Source organism: Bacillus sp. AM 13(2015) (genome assembly GCF_001518755.1).
In the GTDB taxonomy this organism is placed as follows: Bacteria; Bacillota; Bacilli; order Bacillales; family Bacillaceae; genus Bacillus; species Bacillus safensis.
In genome coordinates this window covers 75,967-97,909 of record NZ_LKCP01000002.1, presented here as the reverse complement: position 1 = coordinate 97,909, position 21,943 = coordinate 75,967, and the positions used below count along the sequence as shown (strand labels likewise).

Sequence of the window (21,943 nt, the reverse complement as noted above, 5' to 3'; positions counted from 1 at the left end):
TGTTAAGTCAATTTCTCCTCAAGCATGTCAAAAATGTCGTCCATTTCATCCATTTCAAGGTCAGCCGCAGAGAAGTCACTTGGCGTAAATTCCCGTTCGTGCTGCGCTAAGCAATGGGTGATGATGGATTGGATTTTTTCCTTCAACAATGCCATGAACTGCTGTATCGTCTGTTCTTCATATTCACTTGCACAATAGGAGCAAGACAAAATGAATCGATTGTGTTGAACAAGACCACTAAGGTTCAGCTTATAAACAGCTTCCGAATCTGGGCTTGCTTGTCGTCCCATATCATGGATGGACGGCCCAAAGAGTTCTGTCGTCACTTCCTGATCAATCTGTCCAAGATAGTTCAAGCTGATTTCAGGATGTACATGGTGCCCTGACGGTTCAGTGGCTGTCATGTATTTTAAAATCCCATAGCCAATCCCTTTATTTGGCACACGGCGCAGCATTTCTTTCGTTCCTTTAATAGCATCAGCTATGGTCTGATCCGGCTTCGCTTCAAGAACAACTGGATACATACTCGTAAACCAGCCAATTGTGCGAGAGACATCCAGCCCTGATAAAATATCCTCTCTTCCATGACCTTCAAGCTGCACATGTACATGGGACTCACCTGTCCACTCTTGAACAGCAAGACCAAGAGCACATAAAAGAATATCGTTCATTTCCGTTGTGTACGGCAGATGAATATCGGTCAAAAGATGCTCAGTTTCTGTTTCTGTCAGCTGCATTTGAACCGATTTGGTTTCGGCAACTCTTCTTTTCGTCACTTCATGATCAACAGGTAATGCGGTTAATGGTTTGCTTTCAATTTCTGCCCAATACTCCCGCTGACTTTTTAATGGCTGTGACTGTGCATAACGTTCAATGGCCTCTGCCCATTCTTTAAAGGAATGAGTTTTCAGCGGCAGGACAAGGGCTTGTCCCTGAGATGCCTGCTGATATAGAGACATAAAGTCCTCTAGTAAAATTCGGCATGAGACACCATCAATAACTAAATGGTGTGTCACGATGAGTAAATGATCGCCATCTTCTGCATGGAAACAAATCACTTTCATCAATGGACCTGTTTCGAGGTTCAGCTGACGCTGATACTCATTGGCAAATGTGGAAATTGCCTTTTTCACATCGTGCTCTTTTGAGACATCATGAGAAATAATCGCTATCGGTTCCGGTAGCTCTCGCTGGTTGTATTGCAGGATGCCACCATGCTCCTGCCTGTATACCATACGCAGTGCATCATGATGTGAAAGTAGTTTTTGCATGACTTGTTCTGTAATGGAAAGGTCAAATCCATTTGGCGCATGAAGCATCATCGAGAGATTCCAATGGTGCTGATCGCTGAATGCTCGTTCAAAGAACCAGCGCTGAATCGGTGTTAAAATGACTTCTCCTTCGACAGGTGATTGGTCGGCTGTGAGAAGATCGGCTTCCTCGATATATGGGCGCAGCTCTGCAATCGTCGGGTACTGGAATAGAAGTTTCATATCGAGCTTCCAGCCTGCTTGCGTGAGTCTGCTTGCCATTTGGATACCTTTAATCGAATCTCCTCCAAGGAAGAAGAAGTGATCGTGAATACCGACTTGGCTGACGCCAAGGACATCTTCCCAAATGCCGCAAAGCAGTGTTTCAACTTCATCTCTTGGTGCTTCGTATACCGTTTGGTTCGCTTCGATATCAGGAGCTGGCAATGCTTTCAGATCAACTTTTCCATTTGCCGTCATTGGAAATTGGTCTAGCTTGATGATCCATGATGGCACCATGTATTCTGGCAACGTTCGTTTTAGGCTTTCTTTTAAGTCTTCTGCATCAGTATCGCTCTCCGTGATCACGTAAGCGGCAAGGGCGTCCTGATCACTCGCATCTTTGACTGTTGTCACGACGGCTTCTTTCACCGAATCCAGCGTCAGAAGCTGGGCTTCAATTTCTGACAGCTCAATACGGAAGCCGCGGATGTTGACCTGATGGTCTATTCTGCCGAGATAGATCAGCTCGCCACCCTCTGTCCATTTCACTAAATCGCCTGTGCGGTACATGCGCTCGCCTGGATAAAATGGATCTGGGACAAATCGTTTATCTGTTTCCTCTGGAAGATTCCAGTAGCCTCTTGCCAGTCCTTTTCCTGCAATTACGAGCTCGCCCGGTACGCCTGCCGGCGATAGGTCATATAACGAACCCATAATGTAAAAACGAGTATTGGCAATCGCTGTTCCAATCGGAAGCGTGCTTTGTTCTGGGTCGATGACTCCACTTGTCGCTACAACCGTATTTTCTGTTGGACCGTAGTTATTGACGAGTTGATATGGAACTGGCTTCACCTGTTTCAGCTTGTCTCCACCTGTTAGTAAATAACGCAGAGAATGGTTGTCCATTGACATAAACTGCTCACATAGCTGCGTTGGCAGGAAGGCAATGGTGATGTCTTCTTTATTGAAATACGCATTGAGCTTGATCATATCGAGACGAATTGCCTCATCGATAATGTGCAGCTCTGCGCCGGCGATCCACGTCGGGAACATCTCCCAAATGGAGGCATCAAAGCCAAAGCCGGCATATTTCGCAGTTCGATCCTTGTTCGTCACTTGGAACGCATCATTGTGCCAAAATGCAAGATTCACAAGAGACTGGTGTTCGACCATGACACCCTTCGGCTGTCCCGTCGTCCCAGACGTGTAAATCATGTAGGCAAGATCCGTTGGTTTGATCCGACTCTGAATCTCGTGAGCTTCTCCCTCTACCGCATCTTCTATGAACAGAACATGACCTGTGAATGAAGGTGGTGCAGTAAGTCCTTTTTGCATCAGAAGTACCTCTGCCCCGCAGTCCTCCAGCATGTACGCGATACGCTGCGCTGGATAATCTGCATCAATTGGAACGAATGCCGCACCTGACTTGAGAACGCCAAGGACAGCAGCTGTCATGTCAAGAGATGGGCGGGTGAGAATGCCGACGCGGTCTCCTGGTTTTGTGCCGCTGGCGATGAGCCTTGAAGCGACTACATTCGCCCGGCTATTCAGCTCTTTATACGTCCAGTTCGTTTCGCAGAAGGTTGCCGCTTTTTGGTGCGGTGCGTCTTGTGCCTTCGCCTCAATCAGGGCATGAACGGTTTGATTTGACGGAACAACAAGGTCTGGTCCTGACCATTCATTGATCAGCTCTCGTTTTTCCTCTTCAGTTATGAGAGATAGCGCTGAAATCGGCTGATTCAGCTTAGTCACCATATCGGCTATGATTTTTTCAATATATCTGCTCCAGCGCTGAATGGTGCTCTTTTTAAACAGAGCCGCTGCATACTCAAAGCGCAAGCCCACTTGATCATTTTCTTCAAATACACCAAGCGTTATATCAAATTTTGCATGAACGGTATCTTGCTGCTTTTGTGACAGCTTGATTCCATTCAAATCCGGTAACGTCAGGTCACGGTCATCTGTAGTCAGCATGACACTAAACAATGGATTGCGGCTCGTGTCTTTCGGAAGATCTAACTGAGCCACCAATTCCTCAAACGGGAATTCTTGATGTTCATAGGCTGATAGGCTGCGATCTTTCATTTTTTCAAGCAGCTGTGCTGTCGTTTCTTCTGGCTGCACTTCGTTTCGAAGAGCAAGCGTATTGACAAACATGCCTGGAACCCGTTCGATTGAAGCATGCGTACGTCCTGCGGTTACAGCGCCTATGACGATATCTGTCTGCCCAGTTAATTTCGAAAGGAAAATGGCAAATGCTGTTTGCATCACCATGTTCAAGCTCACACCTTTTTCCGCCATGAGCGTTTTGATAGATTGCACCTTTTCAGCAGACAACCATCTATCGACTCGCCCTCCTTCAAATGACTGAAATTGAGGACGCGGAAAATCAAGGGGCAGCGCTAAGTCTGCTGGCGGCTGTGCATATTGCTCCAGCCAATACTGCCGCTGTTTCTCAAGCATCGCCTGCTGATTTTCTTCCTGCTGCCATACCGCAAAATCCTTGTAATGCAGCTGAACTGGCGGTAACGTCTTTTTCTCATACAGCTCTGCCAGTTCTTGAATGAGCAGGCTGCGTGTGACACCATCTGCAATGATATGGTGCATATCCATCATGAATACATATTTCTCATCAGAAAGCTTCGCCACTTTTGCCCTCATTAATGGTGCTTGATGTAATGAGAATGGTGTAATGAATGACTCGATGACAGACTGCCCCTGATCGCCCTCGATTTCATCAACCTCTAATGTAAACGGCACTTGGCGATAGACTTTTTGAACGGGTACGCCGTCAATTTCTACAAAGGCGGTCCGCAATGATTCATGTCTGTCGATCAAGGCTTGAAGCGCTGCTTCTAGCTGCTTCACATCAAGTCTGCCTTCCATCATTAAAACGGCTGGCATATGATAAGTGACTGCTTCTGGATGCAGCTGCTGCAGTACATACATCCGCTTTTGAGCAGAAGAGACGGGATAGAAATCTTGCTTTTCCGCCGGCTGAATGGATGTAACCACCGAAGAATCCATTTCGTCCAAGTAGGCAGCCATCGCTCGTATGGTTGGTTTTTCAAAAAGAACTTTGAGCGGCACATGCTTGTTCAGCTTTGCTTGCACCTTCGAAATGAGCACCATCCCCTTGAGGGAATGACCTCCTAATTCAAAGAAGTGGTCAAGAACACCCATTTGTTCCACCCCAAGAACTTCTGACCAAATGTCACACAGCGTCCGCTCAAGTTCCGTTTCTGGTGCCACATGCGCCGTACGGTTCATATGCACTTCATGCGGAAGCGGCAAAGACTTCGCATCCACCTTTCCATTTTGGGTAAGTGGAATGTGATCGACTTTCACAAAGTACGTTGGAATCATATAATCCGGCAGTGTCTCCGCAAGATTTTCTCTAAACGTCAATGTTCCAATGTGTTCAGGCGCTGTGTAATAGAGTGCAAGCTCCGGCAAACCGGACAGGTGCAGAACTTTCACATAGACTTCTTGAATAGATGCCAGAGCACGTGCGGCATGCTCAATTTCCTGTTTCTCAATGCGATAGCCGCGGATTTTCACTTGATCATCGACTCTTCCAAGAAACTCAATATCTCCATTTGCATGCTGTCTGACCAAATCCCCTGTTCGATACATTCGCTCTTGAGGGTCATATGGATTTTCAAGAAAACGTTCCGCTGTTAACTCAGGCTGATTCAAATATCCTCTCGACACGCCTTCCCCAGATATATAAAGCTCTCCCGCGCGCCGTAAGGGACAAGACGCTGCTGCTGATTGCATACGAGTGCTCTAGTGTGTGCAATTGGCTGCCCGATCAAAGATCGTTCCTTCAGAGCGTCCAGCTCTTGCGGTGTGATCAGCTTGGTCACTGTACCAATGGTTGTCTCAGTCGGACCGTAATGGTTCATTACTGCCACGCATGGATGCTGCTTCATAAATGTTTCAACATCCTCAGGAATGATCGGTTCTCCTCCAAGTACCACTAGGCGTAAAGCGTTAAATGAATGTTCCTTAGAATCTGCCATCATATGAAATAAAGATGGTGTCATTTTGATATAAGTCAGCTCTTGTTCATCAATCAAACGCATCAGACGTACAGGGTCTGTATACACCTCTTCACGAGGAACATAGAGTGTCCCCCCTGCTTTTAAAACAGGGAAAATGCTTGTGTAACCAAGATCATATGCATAAGAAGAAAGCAGTGCTGTCCGATCACATTCTTGCAATGTCACCTCATTTGTCAGCCAGTTGACATAGTGTGATAGATTACGATGCGTGAGCTGTACTCCCTTCGGCTTCCCTGTTGTCCCAGATGTGTAAATCACATAAGCGAGCTGATCGACCGATACTTCTGGCAGTTCTAGTGAATAGCTTTGTTGCACTGCTTGTTCAACCTGCACCACTTGAATCGACTTGCGATTTTGATAGGAATCTGCAAGAGACCTATTTGTTACGATGACTTGTGCACCTGAATCCTCTAATGTGTAGCGGATTCGTTCAGCCGGAAAAGCTGGATCAATCGGGACAAACGCTCCTCCTGCTTTCATCACACCAAGCATGGAGACGATCACATAGACAGAGCGGTCAAGAATCAGTGCCACAGTTTTTTCTTTCTCTACGCCTCGTTTCTTAAGTTCACAGCTAAGTGCATGTGACATGTCTTCCAGCTCGCGGTAGGTGAGTTTTCTTTGATCATCCATGACGGCGATAGCATCCGGTGTTTCCTTAGCCTGACGTGAAAATTGGACATGGAATGGCTCATGACGATTCGTTGGCCCTTCGGCTTTTTTCTCCAGACGCTCTATTTGTTCGTGCTGATCCAGTATACGGAGCAAGCCGATCTGTTCCTCTGGATGGCGAACCGCCTCACGAATAATCGCTAGGAGGTGAGTTCCGAACCGGCGGACGGTCTCTTCTTTAAATAATGCCGCTGCATAGTCAAAGCTCAGTTTTAATGCTCCCTCGCGTTCAAATGCTTCTAAAGATAAATCAAATTTGACCGAGTGATGCTGAATGGCATAAGGCGAAATGTGCAGATCGCCGAGCTTTAGCGCTGGAACCTCCATGTTCTGCATGTTAAATGACACGCTAAAAAGCGGGCTGCGAGTTGTATCACGGTCTAATGGAAGATGTGCAATTAACTCTTCGAGTGGATAGCTTTGATGTGCAAAAGCGTCAACACTTGTTTCTTTTATTTCTTCAAGCAGCTGCAAAAATGTTTTGGTTTGTTCTGGTTTTCCGCGCATTGCAATGGTGTTGATAAACATCCCCGGCATGTCCTGGATATCAGGGTGTGTCCGTCCAGCAACAGGCGAACCCACAATGATATCTTCCTGACCGCTATAGGAGGCAAGCAGCACTTGAAAGGCAGATAACAAGAACATATACATGGTCGTATCGGTTTTCTGAAGCAGTTCATGAATGCGCTGAGTCGTTGCTTGATCACAGCCAAACATGAATCGTTCTCCCGAAAAATCACGTTCTGCTGGACGCGGATAATCAGTTGGTAGCTCTAAAACCGGTAAATCTCCTTCAAATTGCTTCAGCCAATATGCTTCATGCTCCTTCAGTTTCTCCGTTTCTTCTTCACTTAGCTGCCAGACAGCGTAATCTTTATAATGAATGGCTCTTTCAGCAAGAGCTTCTCCATCATAGGCCTTCGCCAAATCTTGAATGAACGTCTTCATGGAGCTGCCATCTGTAATGAGATGATGTGCTTCCAAAACGAGAAGATGACGATTCTCACTGACCTTTAGCAGCTGAGCTCGTAAAAGAGGTGCCGCTGTTAAATCAAATGGCGATTGACGTTCAGCAAGAAATGCCTCAGCCTCTTCTTCCTTGATGTCATGAACAGGAAGGTCAAATGCAGACCATTCATGCACCCTTTGGACAATGTCTTCTCCATTCATATGAAAACTCGTTCTTAAGATTTCATGCGTTTGGATTAACTGATTAAATGCTGATTTGAGCCGCTCATATTCGAGTGTTCCTTCAAGCGTTAAGACGATCGGAATATGATAATTCGTGCTGTCAGGTTCAAGTGTCTGCAAAATGTATAAACGGCGCTGAGCTGGTGATACCGGATATTCATCTGCCTGCTCTGCTGGTAAAATAGGATGTCCGGCATCTTCTTGACCATCCTGATCGATGTAAGCCGCTAATGAGCGAATCGTCGGCTTCTCAAAAATCATTTGAATCGGCACTTCCTTTTGAAGCGCTTCTTGAACCTTCGCAGACATCATCATCGCCTTGAGCGAGTGCCCGCCAGCCATGAAGAAATGCTCGTCTATCCCAATCGTTTTTCCAAGAAGCTCCTCCCAAATGTCAGCTAGTACCTTTTCTGTCTCGGTCTCAGGCGGCATGATTTTGATCTCTTCGCGATGCACTTCGTTCGGCTTTGGTAAAGCTTTTCGATCTACCTTCCCGTTCGTTGTCAGTGCAAAGGTATCCAGCTTCATCACATAGTGCGGCACCATATAAGCTGGCAGCTTTTGATTGAATACATCTCGCACCTCTTCTTCTGTGAGTCTCCCTGTGAAGTAGGCGATGATTTCCTTTTCTTCTGAAGAAAGCTGCTGAACAAGTACAACCGCATCATCGATACCCGTTTCTTGGCGAAGCACCGTTTCAATTTCACCAAGCTCAATACGGAAGCCTCGAATTTTCACCTGATCATCTGCACGGCCAAGGAATTCGATCTGACCATCCGCACCATATCTAGCCAAGTCACCTGTTCGATACATCCGTCCTGATGGCTTAAAAGGATCTGCCATGAATACTTGATCAGTCAAATCTGGACGTTTGATGTACCCTCTTGAAACACCGTCCCCGCCTACATACAGCTCTCCTGGCGCTCCAATTGGCTGAAGTCTTTGATAGTCATCTAAAATATAAGCTGACGTATGATTGATCGGCTGACCAATTGGGATCGGACCCGTTTCATCTCCTCTTACTTCGTAAATGGTCGAGATGGTTGTATTTTCTGTTGGGCCATAGACATTCAGCAAGGTAAGTGATGGATGATGCTTTTTCACAAGCTCCGCACTTTTCTCATTGATCACATCACCGCCGGTGAATAATGTTTTTAACCCTTTGAACATTTGCGGCCGCTGATGAGCGAGCTGATTAAATAAACCAGTCGTTAAAAAGAGCGCCGTGATCTGATATGTTTGGATAAATTGTTCGAATCGGTTTATATCCAATAAAGTATCACGGTCAACAGGATAAAGCGTCGCCCCATTCAGAAGTGTAGTGAAGATTTCAAGGGTAATCGCATCGAAGCTGACAGCTCCTGTATGCGCCATACGATCCGACTTGTTCAAGACTATTTTCTCCTGAGAGCATGCTAACCTCACAATATGCTGATGCTCAATTTGCACTCCTTTTGGTCGTCCAGTTGATCCCGATGTGAACATGATATATGCCAATTGAGATGGAGTCGTCTCGACTGATAACTCCGCTTGTGAGTGATGAGTCAAGCCGGTCACATGAATTGCTTTGATGCTTTCATTAAACGGCGGCTGGCTGTCAGCATAGAGCAAAATGGCTGCGCCGCTGTCTTCAAGCATCCAACGGATTCTCTCCTCAGGCTGAGCTGGATCAATCGGCACATAGGCAGCCCCTGCGTGTAAAATGGCTAAAATGGCGATCACCGCATCTGCTGATCGGTTCATATACACCGCGACAGCATCCCCCGGCTGAACGCCGTTTTCTACAAGGCTGCTGGCTAAACGACGAATTTCTTGTCCAAGCTCTTCGTATGTGAATGTTCGCTCGCCTTCGACTAATGCCAGGTGGTTTGGCTGCGCTTTGATACGTTCATTGAGCAGCTCGGGAATGGACAGGTGCTTCGGATAATCTCGCTCCGTCTGATTCCACGCTGCAATCTGCTGCTTTTCTTCTTCTGTGATACATGTCACTTCATGAAGATACATGTCAGGATTTTGAATGATTTGCTTTATGAGATTGGTCAGATGTTTCGATATATTTTCAATGACTTTTTCTTCAAACGCCACCGCATTGTATTTGATTTTCAATGTCCACGTTTCACCCGGATAGACAAGAAGATTCAGATCGAAATTCGTTTGTTCAAATCCGTCCTTTACATCAATGGCAAAACCGAGACGTGCAGACATGGTGTCACCAGACAGCTCCTGATCTAAAGGATAGTTTTCAAACCCAACCAAATGATCAAAGAGCTTTCCTCCAGCAGCTGTTTTCTGCTGAATGTCATAAAGCGGCATAAAATCATAGTTTTCCGCTTCCAGTGCATGCTGCTGAACCTTTTGAAACAGCTGTTTGAAGGTCTGTTCCTGATCCAATGTCACCCGAACAGGTATCGTATTGATAAACAGCCCTGCCATTTGCTCAATTCCAGACACACTTGGAGGTCTGCCCGATACGACTGTTCCGAATGTGACATCATCTGCTGCATGATAGGTGCTTAAAAGAACGGACCAGACAGCCTGAAAAAGGTTCGGTGCTGTCACTTGGCATTGTCTTGCCGCATCTTGAATGGCTTGTACCGTTTGTGCATCCCATGTAAACGTCCATTCCTGATGGTCATATTGTCCGTTCGCTTCTTTTTGCTGCAGCAGCCCTTGGTGCTGAACGGCACCATCCAGCCGCTCCTTCCAATAGTCTTCCGCTTCTTGTTTATTTTGCTTTCCAAGCCACTGGATATAGTCCGCATAAGGCTTACCTTGTGAGCGATCCGGGGTTCGGCCGTTCCGATAAGATTCATAGTAATGAAACAGTTTTTTCATCAAAACACCCATGGACCAACCATCCATGATGATGTGATGGTTGCTCCAAATCAAGTGCCAGTTTGTTTCATTTAATTGAAAAACAGCGACTTTCAACAACAGATCATTCGTTAAGTGAAATCCTTGCTTTCTCACTTGCTTTTTATATTGATCCAATACCTTTTTCTGCTCTTGATCATTCAGATGCGATAGATCTTCTCTATACACATCTAAATGACGTTCAGCCAGTACAACCTGACGAGGCTTTTGTAATTGCTGATAGACAAAGGCTGTACGCAGAATGTCATATGTCCGTACGAGTTCATTGAGGCTCTTTTCAAAAAGATCGAGATCAAAATCTCCGCTTATTCCAAGCTCAAGCTGTGTGAAATAAGAGGAGGAATCAGGGTCTAGCATGGCATGATACAGCATGCCCTCTTGCATTGGTGTTAAAGGATATACCTTTTGAATTTTCTGCTTGCTCATAAGTCCACCTCTTCTTTTTGCTTAAAATAGATCCATTAGCTTTTCAAGTTCATCCATGGTAAGATCCTCATCCCCCACATCACTAGGTGTGATCTGACTCTCATCCTGTGATAGACAATGTGAGATCAATGTCTTCACATTCTTTTCTAGGAGTTCCTTGAACTGTTCCATCGTCCGCTCTTCGAATTCAAGGTGATGATAGGAAATCGTCACATGGAGCATTGCTTGTTCTACGAAACCAACAATATCTAGCGCATGAGGTTTCTCGGATTCAGGGCTCAGCGATTGTCCTGCATGCCATGCAGAGCGTCTCATTTCACCGCCACCGATCTGTTCATCAAACTGGCCAAGATAGTTAAAGCTGATATCTGGTGTGACTTGAAAATCAATATCGTCCTTCATCTTGTCAGGCGTTAAGTATTTTAAAACGCCATAGCCGATCCCCTTGTTCGGAATGTGTCTGAGTTCCTCTTTTAAATGCTTGATTTGATAAGAAAGATCGTCTGCATGCGATATATCCAGTAACACAGGATACATGCTAGTAAACCAGCCGATGGTCCGTGACACGTTAACCGCAGGGAGGATGTCCTCTCTCCCGTGCCCTTCAAGATGAATAAAGTGCCTGTCTTCACCTGTCCACTCTTTCATGGACAATCCTAATGCCGTCAGCAAAATATCATTGATTTCTGTTTGGTAGGCTTCATGTACATCCGTCAGCAGCCTGTGCGTTTCCTCTTCAGACAATGTAAAACGAATGGTCTCTGTATGAAGCATTCGTTGATCCTCCGTGACATGATCCTTTTGAAGCGGAGGAACGGAATGCGCAAGTACCTTTTTCCAATACGCTCTTTCCGATAGCAGCTCATCTGACACAGCGTATTCAGTCAGCTTCTGGGCATATTCTTGGAAGGAGTGTGTTTTTTCAGGGAGGGTAAGAGTTTCCCCGCGCTTCGACTGTTCATAAAGAGCCATGAAATCTTCAAGGAAAATGCGCCATGATACCCCATCAATGACAAGATGGTGTATAGCAAGCAATAAATGATCCCCTTGATCCGTTCGGAAAATAGCAGATCTCACTAAAGGCCCGTCTGCTAGCGATATACTCGCCTGCACTTCATTTGCCAGCTTTTCTACCTGCCTGATTTGCTGCGACAGCTCTCCTTTTACTTCCACCACGTCAATTGCCACATTGTTTTCCTCGATTCCTCGATGACGCTGGATGACGCGCCCTTCTTCGAGCGGATACACCAGTCGCAAGGCATCATGATGAATCATGAGCTGTTCCAGTACTTGCTGAACGACTTCCTCATCCAAACCATTTGGTGCTTGGAGCATAACCGATTGGTTCCAATGATGCTGATTCGTAAAGTTTCGTTCAAAGAACCAGCGTTGAATCGGTGTTAAAATGACTTCTCCTTCGACAGGTGATTGGTCGGCTGTGAGAAGATCGGCTTCCTCGATATATGGGCGCAGCTCTGCAATCGTTGGGTACTGGAATAGAAGTTTCATATCGAGCTTCCAGCCTGCTTGCGTGAGTCGGCTTGCCATTTGGATACCTTTAATCGAATCTCCGCCAAGGAAAAAGAAGTGATCGTGAATACCGACTTGGCTGACGCCAAGGACATCTTCCCAAATGCCGCAAAGCAGTGTTTCAACTTCATCTCTTGGTGCTTCGTATATCGTTTGGTTCGCTTCGATATCAGGAGCTGGCAATGCTTTCAGATCAACTTTTCCATTTGCCGTCATTGGAAATTGGTCTAGCTTGATGATCCATGATGGCACCATGTATTCTGGCAACGTTCGTTTTAGGCTTTCTTTTAAGTCTTCTGCATCAGTATCGTTCTCCGTGATCACGTAAGCGGCAAGGGCGTCCTGATCACTCGCATCTTTGACCGTTGTCACGACGGCTTCTTTCACCGAATCCAGCGTCAGAAGCTGGGCTTCAATTTCTGACAGCTCAATACGGAAGCCGCGGATGTTGACCTGATGGTCTATTCTGCCGAGATAGATCAGCTCTCCATCCTCTGTCCATTTCACTAAATCGCCTGTGCGGTACATGCGCTCGCCTGGATAAAATGGATCTGGGACAAATCGTTTATCTGTTTCCTCTGGAAGATTCCAGTAGCCTCTTGCCAGTCCTTTTCCTGCAATTACGAGCTCGCCCAGTACGCCTGCCGGCGATAGGTCATATAACGAACCCATGATGTAAAAACGAGTATTGGCAATCGCTGTTCCAATCGGAAGCGTGCCTTGTTCTGGGTCGATGACTGCACTTGTCGCTACGACTGTATTTTCTGTTGGACCGTAGTTATTGACGAGTTCATATGGTACTGGCTTCACCTGTTTCAGCTTGTCTCCACCTGTTAGTAAATAGCGTAGAGAATGGTTGTCCATTGACATAAACTGCTCGCATAACTGCGTTGGCAGGAAGGCAATGGTGATCCCTTCTTCATTGAAATACGCATTAAGCTTGATCATATCGAGGCGAATTGCTTCGTCAATAATGTGCAGCACTGCGCCGGCGATCCACGTCGGGAACATCTCCCAAATGGAGGCGTCAAAGCCAAAGCCGGCATATTTCGCAGTTCGATCCTTGTTCGTCACTTGGAATGCATCATTGTGCCAGAATGCAAGATTCACAAGAGACTGGTGCTCGACCATGACACCCTTCGGCTGTCCCGTCGTCCCAGACGTGTAAATCATGTAGGCAAGGTCTGTTGTCTTCACATGAATCTGAATCTCGTGAGCTTCTCCCTCTACCGCATCTTCTATGAACAGGACATGACCTGTGAATGAAGATGGTGCAGTGAGTCCTTTCTGCATCAGAAGTACCTCTGCCCCGCAGTCTTCCAGCATGTACGCAATACGCTGCGCTGGATAATCCGCATCAATTGGAACGAATGCCGCACCAGCCTTGAGAACGCCGAGGACAGCAGCTGTCATATCAAGAGATGGACGGGTGAGAATGCCGACGCGGTCTCCTGGTTTTGTGCCGTTTGCGATGAGCCTTGAAGCGACTACATTCGCCCGGCTATTCAGCTCTTTATACGTCCAGCTCGTTCCGCAGAAGGTCGCTGCTTTTTGATGCGGTGCTTCTTGTGCCTTCGCCTCAATCAGGGCATGAACGGTTTGATCTGACGGGACGTCTAGGACAGGTCCTGACCATTCGTTCAGCAGTTTTTGCTGCTGCTGCGGTGACAATAATTTCATTTGATCTAAAGATTGATCTGGCGCTGACACCATTTGTTCCAGCAAATGAAGGAAATATTCTTTCCACTTTTCAATTGACGTCTTTTGAAAGATAGAACAATTAAAATCAAACACGAGCTCAATTTGATCTGCGGATTCGTTTCCAGTTAAGGTCAAATCAAATTTGGCGATATTCTCCTCGAATGGCTGTGGAACAACGTGAAGCCCATCCATCGATAAATCACGAATATCCGCATTTTCCATTGAGAAGACCACATCAAAAATTGGATGACGGCTTGTGTCTCGAACCGTTTGCACCTGATCTACCAATTCTTCAAATGGGTACAGCTGATGCTCGTTTGCCTCTAACACAAGCTGATGGACATTTGACGCAAATTCAGCAGCAGTCTGATGTCCTGCTGGTCTTGTTCTAAGTGCCAGCGTGTTCACAAACATGCCGATCACAGATTGAATATCAGGATGGGTTCTGCCCACAACCGGAGAACCAATGATGATATCCTCTTGTCTTGAAAGCTTGCTTAAAAGAATACTGTAGCCAGCAAGCAGGACTGTATAGGTCGTACTGTTGAGCGTTCTAACGAGTTCGTCCAATTTTGATTTAAGCGAACCTTTTATTGTAAATGAGACACGATCTCCAACGAATGTTTGCACTTTTGGCCTTGGCAGGTCTTCCGGCAGTGCCAGTACAGGCAGCTCTCCTTGCAATTGATCCAGCCAGAATGCCTCTTCATCTGCTTTTTGCGCAGCAGATGCCTCACTTTTTGACCAAACTGCATAATCCTTGTATTGAACAGGCAATTCCTCTAGTTTGTCTCCTCGATACAGGGCTGAAAGCTCCTCAATTAAAATGCCAACAGACGCCCCATCTGAAATGATATGATGCATATCAATCAGTAAATAATGGACATTTACGGAGACGGAAACTAGACCTATTCTGAGTAAAGGCGCTTTTTCTACATCAAATGGCCTGATAAAGTCATTCATCAATTGCTGTATGTCTCGGCCGTTCTGTTCAATTTTTTCAATGTTTATTGAGACATTTGTTTCAATCCGTTGAACAGGTTCATTCTGAACAAAATCAAAGCTCGTTCGGAAAGCTTCATGACGTTGGACTAGCTGATCAATTGCCTTTTCAAATCGTTTTTCATCAAAGACGCCTTCTAGCTTTAAGGCAGCCGGCATATGGTAGCTTTGCTCCGCATCAGTCATTTTCTCCAAAACAAACAGTCTTTTCTGAGCAGATGTCACTGGATAATACGCCGCCTCTTTGGCAACTTCCACTCGCTTGATCTCCGTTTGGTCCGCTTGATCTACCGCAAGCGCGAACGCTTCTAATGTTGGGGATTCAAATAAAGATTTCAAAGTGAGCTCCACCTGCATCTCTTCATACAACCTGTTCAGCATTTTCATGCCGCGCAGCGAATGGCCCCCGCATTCAAAGAAATGATCGTGTTTGCCGATTCGCGGTACTTCAAGAACTTCCTCCCAAATGTTCGCCAGCAGACGCTCTGTTTCTGATTGAGGAGAGGTGTATTCATTTGCCCCCTGCTCACTAAGATCAGGTGCCGGCAGCGCCCGCCTATCGACCTTACCGTTATTCGTTAAAGGAAGCTCCTCTAATTGCATGAAAAATGCCGGCATCATATACACGGGCAGTTCACGTCCTGCTTGCTCGCGCAAATCAGTTAATGAGACAGATCCTTCTGCTGTGAAATACGCACATAACGTGTCATTCGGGGCAGCAATCACGACAGCTTCCTTCACCTGAGGATGCCGCAGCAGCTGATGTTCAATTTCCCCAAGCTCGATACGCTGTCCGCGAATCTTCACTTGATGATCGATCCGTCCAATGAATTCGATATCTCCATTTGACAGCCAGCGTGCAAGATCGCCCGTTTTATACATGGTCTCTCCAGGGCGGAAAGGATTTTTGACAAACTTTTCGCTCGTTAGTTCTGGCTGCTTATAATATCCTTTCACCAGTCCATCACCAGCGACACAAAGCTCTCCTGCAACGCCCGGCGGCTGTACATGTCCAAATTCATCTACAATATAAACAGCCGTTTGACTCACTGGCTTTCCGATTGGGATGGATAACGCGTGCTTCTCAATGTGGTTCACAGGATAATATGTGGTGAAAATTGTGCTCTCAGAAGGGCCGTACATATGAACAAGCTTGTCTTTCCCCACTGTCTCAAGTGCAGTCACCACATGAGGCACGGAAGCACGTTCCCCGCCAAACAGCACTTTTCTTACGTTCTTCAGGCTGTCTTTTTTCATATCGATGAGTAAGTGAAAAAGAGCTGTCGTGATCATTAAAATACTGACTTTTTCCTTCTCAATCGCTCCAGAAAGCTCATTCATGTTTAAAATATGGTCCTTTGGCAGAACAATGAGTTTTGCTCCGTTCAATAAAGCACCAAACACATCAAACATAAAAGCATCAAATACATAGTTTGAGATGCTCATCACCGTATCTTCATGGTGAATGGTGAGATAATTCGATTGCTTCACCGTTCTCAAAATGTTCCGGTGTGTCACCATATTTCCTTTAGGTTTACCGGTTGTACCAGATGTATAGGTCAAATTCGCCAAGTCCTCAGGTAAAATATGAGCATCTATTGGGCTGTCTGACTGCTGAACAATCGCTTGATTTTCTGTTTCTATGATGATTCCCTCAAATGCAGTGAGCACCGAGCGATGGCGCAGCACTTGATGTGTCAGTAAGAATTGTGCACCGCTGTCTGTTAAAAAGTGCTTCACGCGCTCATCAGGGAAATCGGGATCAATTGGTACATAGACTCCGCCCGCCTTAAGCACAGCCAGAACAGAGAGCACCATTTCATTGGATCGTTCAAAGAATAAGGCTGCTTTCATTCCTTTTTCAAAACCATTTTCACGCAAATAATGAGCCAGCTGATTCACTCGGTCATTCAGCTCTTGATAAGAAAGAACCACATCTTCACATTGCAATGCAGGCTGATGACCATGCTGCTGCACCTGTTCTTCAAACTGCGTCACAATGGTTTCTTCTGCTGGATAAGGCGCAGGTAACGGATTCCACCTATTTAGCTGAGCTTCTGCTTCTTGTTCAGACAATAATCGATAGGATTGAATAGCTTCCTTCGGCGATTGAACCATCTGTTCCAGCAGATAAACATAATGTTTGAGCATCTGCTCTGCTGTACTTCGTTTAAATAGTGCCGTACTGTAATCGAGTACAAAGGATAAACCTTGACCTGACTCCATCGCTTGCAGTGTTAAATCAAATTTCGCAATATGGAAATTGGTTTCTTCAACCTCGACCTGCATATCCCCAATACGCTGGGCTGTTGAATGACCTGGCGCAAGTGTAAAGACGGTATCAAATAATGGATGACGGCTAAAATCTCTTGGCACATTCAGTTTTTCAAGCAGCCGCTCAAACGGATATTGCTGATGCTCAAATGCCTGCATCGTCTTTTCCTTTACTTGCTCAATCAACTGAGACATGGTTCCATTCGGATCTACCTCTGACCGCAAAGCAAGTGTCTGGACAAACATACCGATCATGTCATTCAAATCTGTATGCACACGCCCTGCTGCCGGTGTTCCGACCACAAATTCCTTTTGACCCGTATATTTCGCAATCAATGTATAGTAAGCAGAAAGCAGCACCGTATACAGTGTCGTGTGATGGTTTGCTGCAATCTCCTGTAATTGATTCTTTAACGCCTCATCGATTTCTTTGATGACACGATCACCTGCGAAAGACTGGACAGCTGGACGCTGATAATCGGTCAGCAGCTGTAAAGCAGGGATATCCCCCGAAAATTCTTGCAGCCAGAATGCCTCTTCTTTTTGAAAGTCTTGGTGCTGTTGCCAAACAGCATAATCTTGATATTGAAGCTTCAATGGTTCTTTCACCGATCCCTCGTAAGCATCTGACAGCTCACGCAGTATTAAATCGATCGAAAGACCATCTGAAATCAGATGATGCATATCGAAAAAGAGCAAATGCTCCTGATCATGCAATGACTGCAATCCTATTCGAAGAAGTGGCGCACACTCAAGATCAAAAGGTCTGACAAAGTGCTGCATGTTTTCTTCCATCGTACCGCCTGTCAGCTGTTCTATTTCAAAGAAAACGGATGAAGCGATCCGCTGACGAGGGACACCTTTTATCGTATGAAAAGAAGTACGCAGCATATCATGACGTGAGATCAGTCTGTCAAAGGCTTCAGTCAGCTTCTCAAGCTGCAGAGCTCCTTTTAACCTCACAACAGCAGGCATATGATAGGCAGTGCTTTGCTCCAATTGACTCACCATATAGACGCGCTGCTGTGGAGGCGATAATGGATAATGATCTACAGCCGGCGCTTTTGGTATCTCCGTTGCTGTAGACTTTTCTGCTTGCTCAATATAAGTAGCAAGAGCAGCAATCGTCTGCTGTTCAAATAAAACAGAGAGCGGCACATCCACTTGAAAATCTCGCTGAACCTTTGTAAGTACAGTCATCGCTTTGAGCGAATGCCCGCCTCGATCGAAGAAAGAATCATATACACCGATTTGCTCTTGATCAAGAATGTCTTCCCACAAATGAACAAGCTTCGTTTCTATATCGTTTCTAGGTGCCGTATAAACAGCATGAACCGCTCTATCACCTTTTAAGGCAGCAAGTGCACGACGGTCGACTTTGCCGCTGACTGTGAGTGGAAAAGCATCGAGTTCTTTGAAATAAAGCGGCATCATGTAAGCTGGGAGCTGATGTTTGATAGCCGCTTGCAGCATGTCAACAGACACACCATCATGACGAGCTTGATAGTAAGCACTTAACGCCTTTTCCCCATCCGCTTCATCAACTACTAGCACGACAGCCTTATCAATTCCATCTACCTGCTCCATCACCGCTTCAATCTCACCTGTTTCTATGCGGTAACCCCTTATTTTCACTTGATCGTCCATTCTGCCAAGATAATCAATCGTGCCATCTGGAAGCCATCTGACTAGATCCCCTGTTCGATACATCCGCTCATTCGGAGAAAACGGATCTGCCGTGAATACCTTCTTCGTCAATTCAGGCTGATTCACATAGCCTCGCCCAACACCTATACCGGCAATGCAAAGTTCTCCTGCAGCCCCTGGCACCTGTAATTGATCATGTTCATTTAAAATATAAATACGATGATGACCAAGCGGTTTTCCAATCGACACATAGCGCTGTTCAGTTGATTCGCTCAGCTCACTGAGATTCAGGCGATGAACTGCCGCATCCACACACGTCTCAGTTGGACCATACACATTCCATAGAGTAAAATCAGGCTGACTCATACGAACCGCTTCGATAAGTGAACGTGCTGCTTTCGCAGGCAGCGCTTCTCCCCCAATCAACATGTGCGTCAATGACAGACCGTCCAAATCCGCTGCAAGTAAAAGCTGCACATGCGCCGGAGTTCCATCTGCCGCTTCAATTTGATGTTTTCTGTAATAAGCCGCTAGCTGCATGCCATTTCTCGTCGTTTCTCGCGGGATGATATGAAGCGTATGTCCAAATAAAAGGGCAGCAAATATTTGTTTCACCGATGCATCGAAATGGAATGGGGCTAGAAGCGCCATTTGAAGCTCATTCGCCCCTTGATACATCTCATGATGCAAAGCATGGACCAAATGATGAAGCTGAAGATGCTCAATCATGACGCCCTTCGGCTTTCCAGTCGTACCCGATGTATAAATCATGTAGGCTAAATCTTCGGGCGCCGTCTGATCGAGAAGCTCAGGCAGCCGTCCATCATCTAATAATAGTTGCTGCTGCACGATCAATTTTTCCGAGAGGGCTGGGTACTCTTGAATGAACGATTCCTCTGTTAACACGATAGAAGCACCTGAATCCTCCACAATAAATTGAATGCGCTCCTCAGGTAATGCTGGATCTATTGGTACATATGCCCCGCCAGCCTTTAGTATGCCGAAGACTGCTACCATGGCATCTACCTTCCGCTCCATCAAAACAGCAACAGGCACATCACGTGAGATACCTTTCATTTGTAGAAAACGTGCAAGCTTTTCTGCCTGTTGTTGCAGCTCTCCATAAGTAATTGTTCCATTTTCTGCTACAACGGCTGTTCGATCTGCATATTTGTTGGCTGTCTCATCAAACATGTGATGAACCGGTTTTGCTGCTGGTCTTTCAAACGGTTCTCCCTCAGATAATTGCAGCAGTTCCTCTTGTTCACCTGCTGAAAGTAAAGGCAGTGTCCCGATCAGCTGATCAGGCTGAGTGACCGCCGCTTCTAGTAAAATCAAGAATCGATCAAACATCTTACTCATTTCTTCTTCTGTGAATACATCTGTACGGTAATCCAAATCAATGGTCAATGTATCAGTATCCCAGCGGTCTTTCACATGTATTGAAATATCATTCATTCCGCTCCCGCTAAAAATCGGTTCAGTAATGAACGACAGGTTCTCTTTTTTCTGCCACTGCATGACCTGATATTCTAAAGAAATATCAAAAAGGCGTCCTGTAAACCCTTCTCTTTCCCGCAAATCATTCATGAGCAGATTGTAAGGGTATTTTTGGTGTCGCAAGATCTTCATTTGATCCGCCATGACCTGCTTTACGAAATCAACAAACGATTGCGACCCTTGAACAGATGCACGCATTGGAATCGTCGATACAAACATCCCAATCATCTTTTTCTCTTTGGCATTCGTCCGGTTACCCATAAAGGTTCCAAGAACGACATCCTCCATACCGCTAAAACGATGTAAGTAAATATAGACAGTGGACATAAACATCGAAAGCATACTGACTTTCTGTTCTTCACAAAAGACACGAAGCTTCTCCTTTAAAGAATCTGGAACATCCCCTGAAAATCGCTCCGCATGTAAACTCATCTCATATCCCTTATGCGGTTTTAAAGATGCGAAGTCTGGAATATGAGCAAATTGCTCATTCCAAAAAGCTTGATCTTTTTGAAAACGTTTAGAAGATTCATAGGTCTGCTCACTCATAATGTGATCAACGAAGGAAATCTCCTCAACTGGCGAGATGTCTACTCCTTGCAGCATGTCATGATATAAATCAATAATGCGATTTCCCATTAAAATGATAGAAATCCCATCCGCGACAATATGATGTGCTTTACAGAACAGCCAGCACTCTTGATCACTGATTTGAAATACCGTAAATTCAATCAAGGGGCTGTCAATCAATGGCATCGGCTCACGAATTTGCTCGTTCGCCCAAGCCCTTACTTCCTCTTCACTCCAGCCCTTTTCCATTCGAATCGGCTGTTTTTCATAAGGTTTGATATATTGAACAGGCTCCTCCTCTTCATCTCGATACACGAGTCTCAGCCGAAGAGAGTCAGTTTGTCGAATGTACGCTTGAAGCACATCGACGACCAAAGAAGGATTGAGACCAGATGCTGATCTCAACCTGGCGAATCCACCCAAATTAGAAATACTTGTACCTGGATAAAATCTTTCCGTGTAGAATACTCGCTTTTGCGCATGTGTTAAGGGGTAATAAACTGTATTCATTTTCATCCTCCGCCTCTTCTATGTTTTCTCCACCAATTTCACCCTGCACCCTCTATATCAAAAGAACCAAGTCTATTTCATTAAAATAGACGCTTTAACAGAAAAGGAGCCCACCCCGAATAAAACGGAGGGACTCCCATTTTGATTCGGTAGCCTGCCGACCTTAGCAAAAAAAGAATCATTTACCTTAGGACATGGCTTTGCGTCTCTATGTTTCCATAGATTTGCCTTTTTCTTCTTTTAGATATTTTCTATTTACGTCCACTTTATATGAAAATATTGTTTTTTTCACCGAAAAATGGGTGTAAAGATTCATGCGTTATACCGAAGGGTTTACATGATAATTGACGATATTTACCGAAAATAACTAATAATAGTTGCGTTCAACCGAAAATAATCGACTAAATACCGCAAAAATTTCATATTTTCCCTTAAATATTGAAAATATGGCCGAAAATCTAGGATAGAGGTCTCCTTTCGTTTCCCGCAAATTCTTAAATCTTAAGA

1 protein-coding gene, 1 pseudogene and 1 riboswitch are annotated in these 21,943 nt (G+C 45.5%); the gene and the pseudogene both read right to left on the bottom strand.

Annotation, left to right across the window (positions count from 1 at the left end; translation table 11 throughout):
* Positions 1 to 2 precede the first annotated feature (2 nt).
* A pseudogene (locus AOQ70_RS00385) lies at positions 3 to 10,702 on the bottom strand (amino acid adenylation domain-containing protein).
* Between the two features lie 21 nt (positions 10,703 to 10,723).
* Positions 10,724 to 21,436: a non-ribosomal peptide synthetase gene (locus tag AOQ70_RS00380; protein ID WP_059374450.1), complete on the bottom strand. Its 10,713-nt coding sequence runs from the start codon at positions 21,434 to 21,436 to the stop codon at positions 10,724 to 10,726.
* Between the two features lie 145 nt (positions 21,437 to 21,581).
* A riboswitch (cyclic di-GMP riboswitch) is annotated at positions 21,582 to 21,675 on the bottom strand.
* Positions 21,676 to 21,943: the final 268 nt, after the last annotated feature.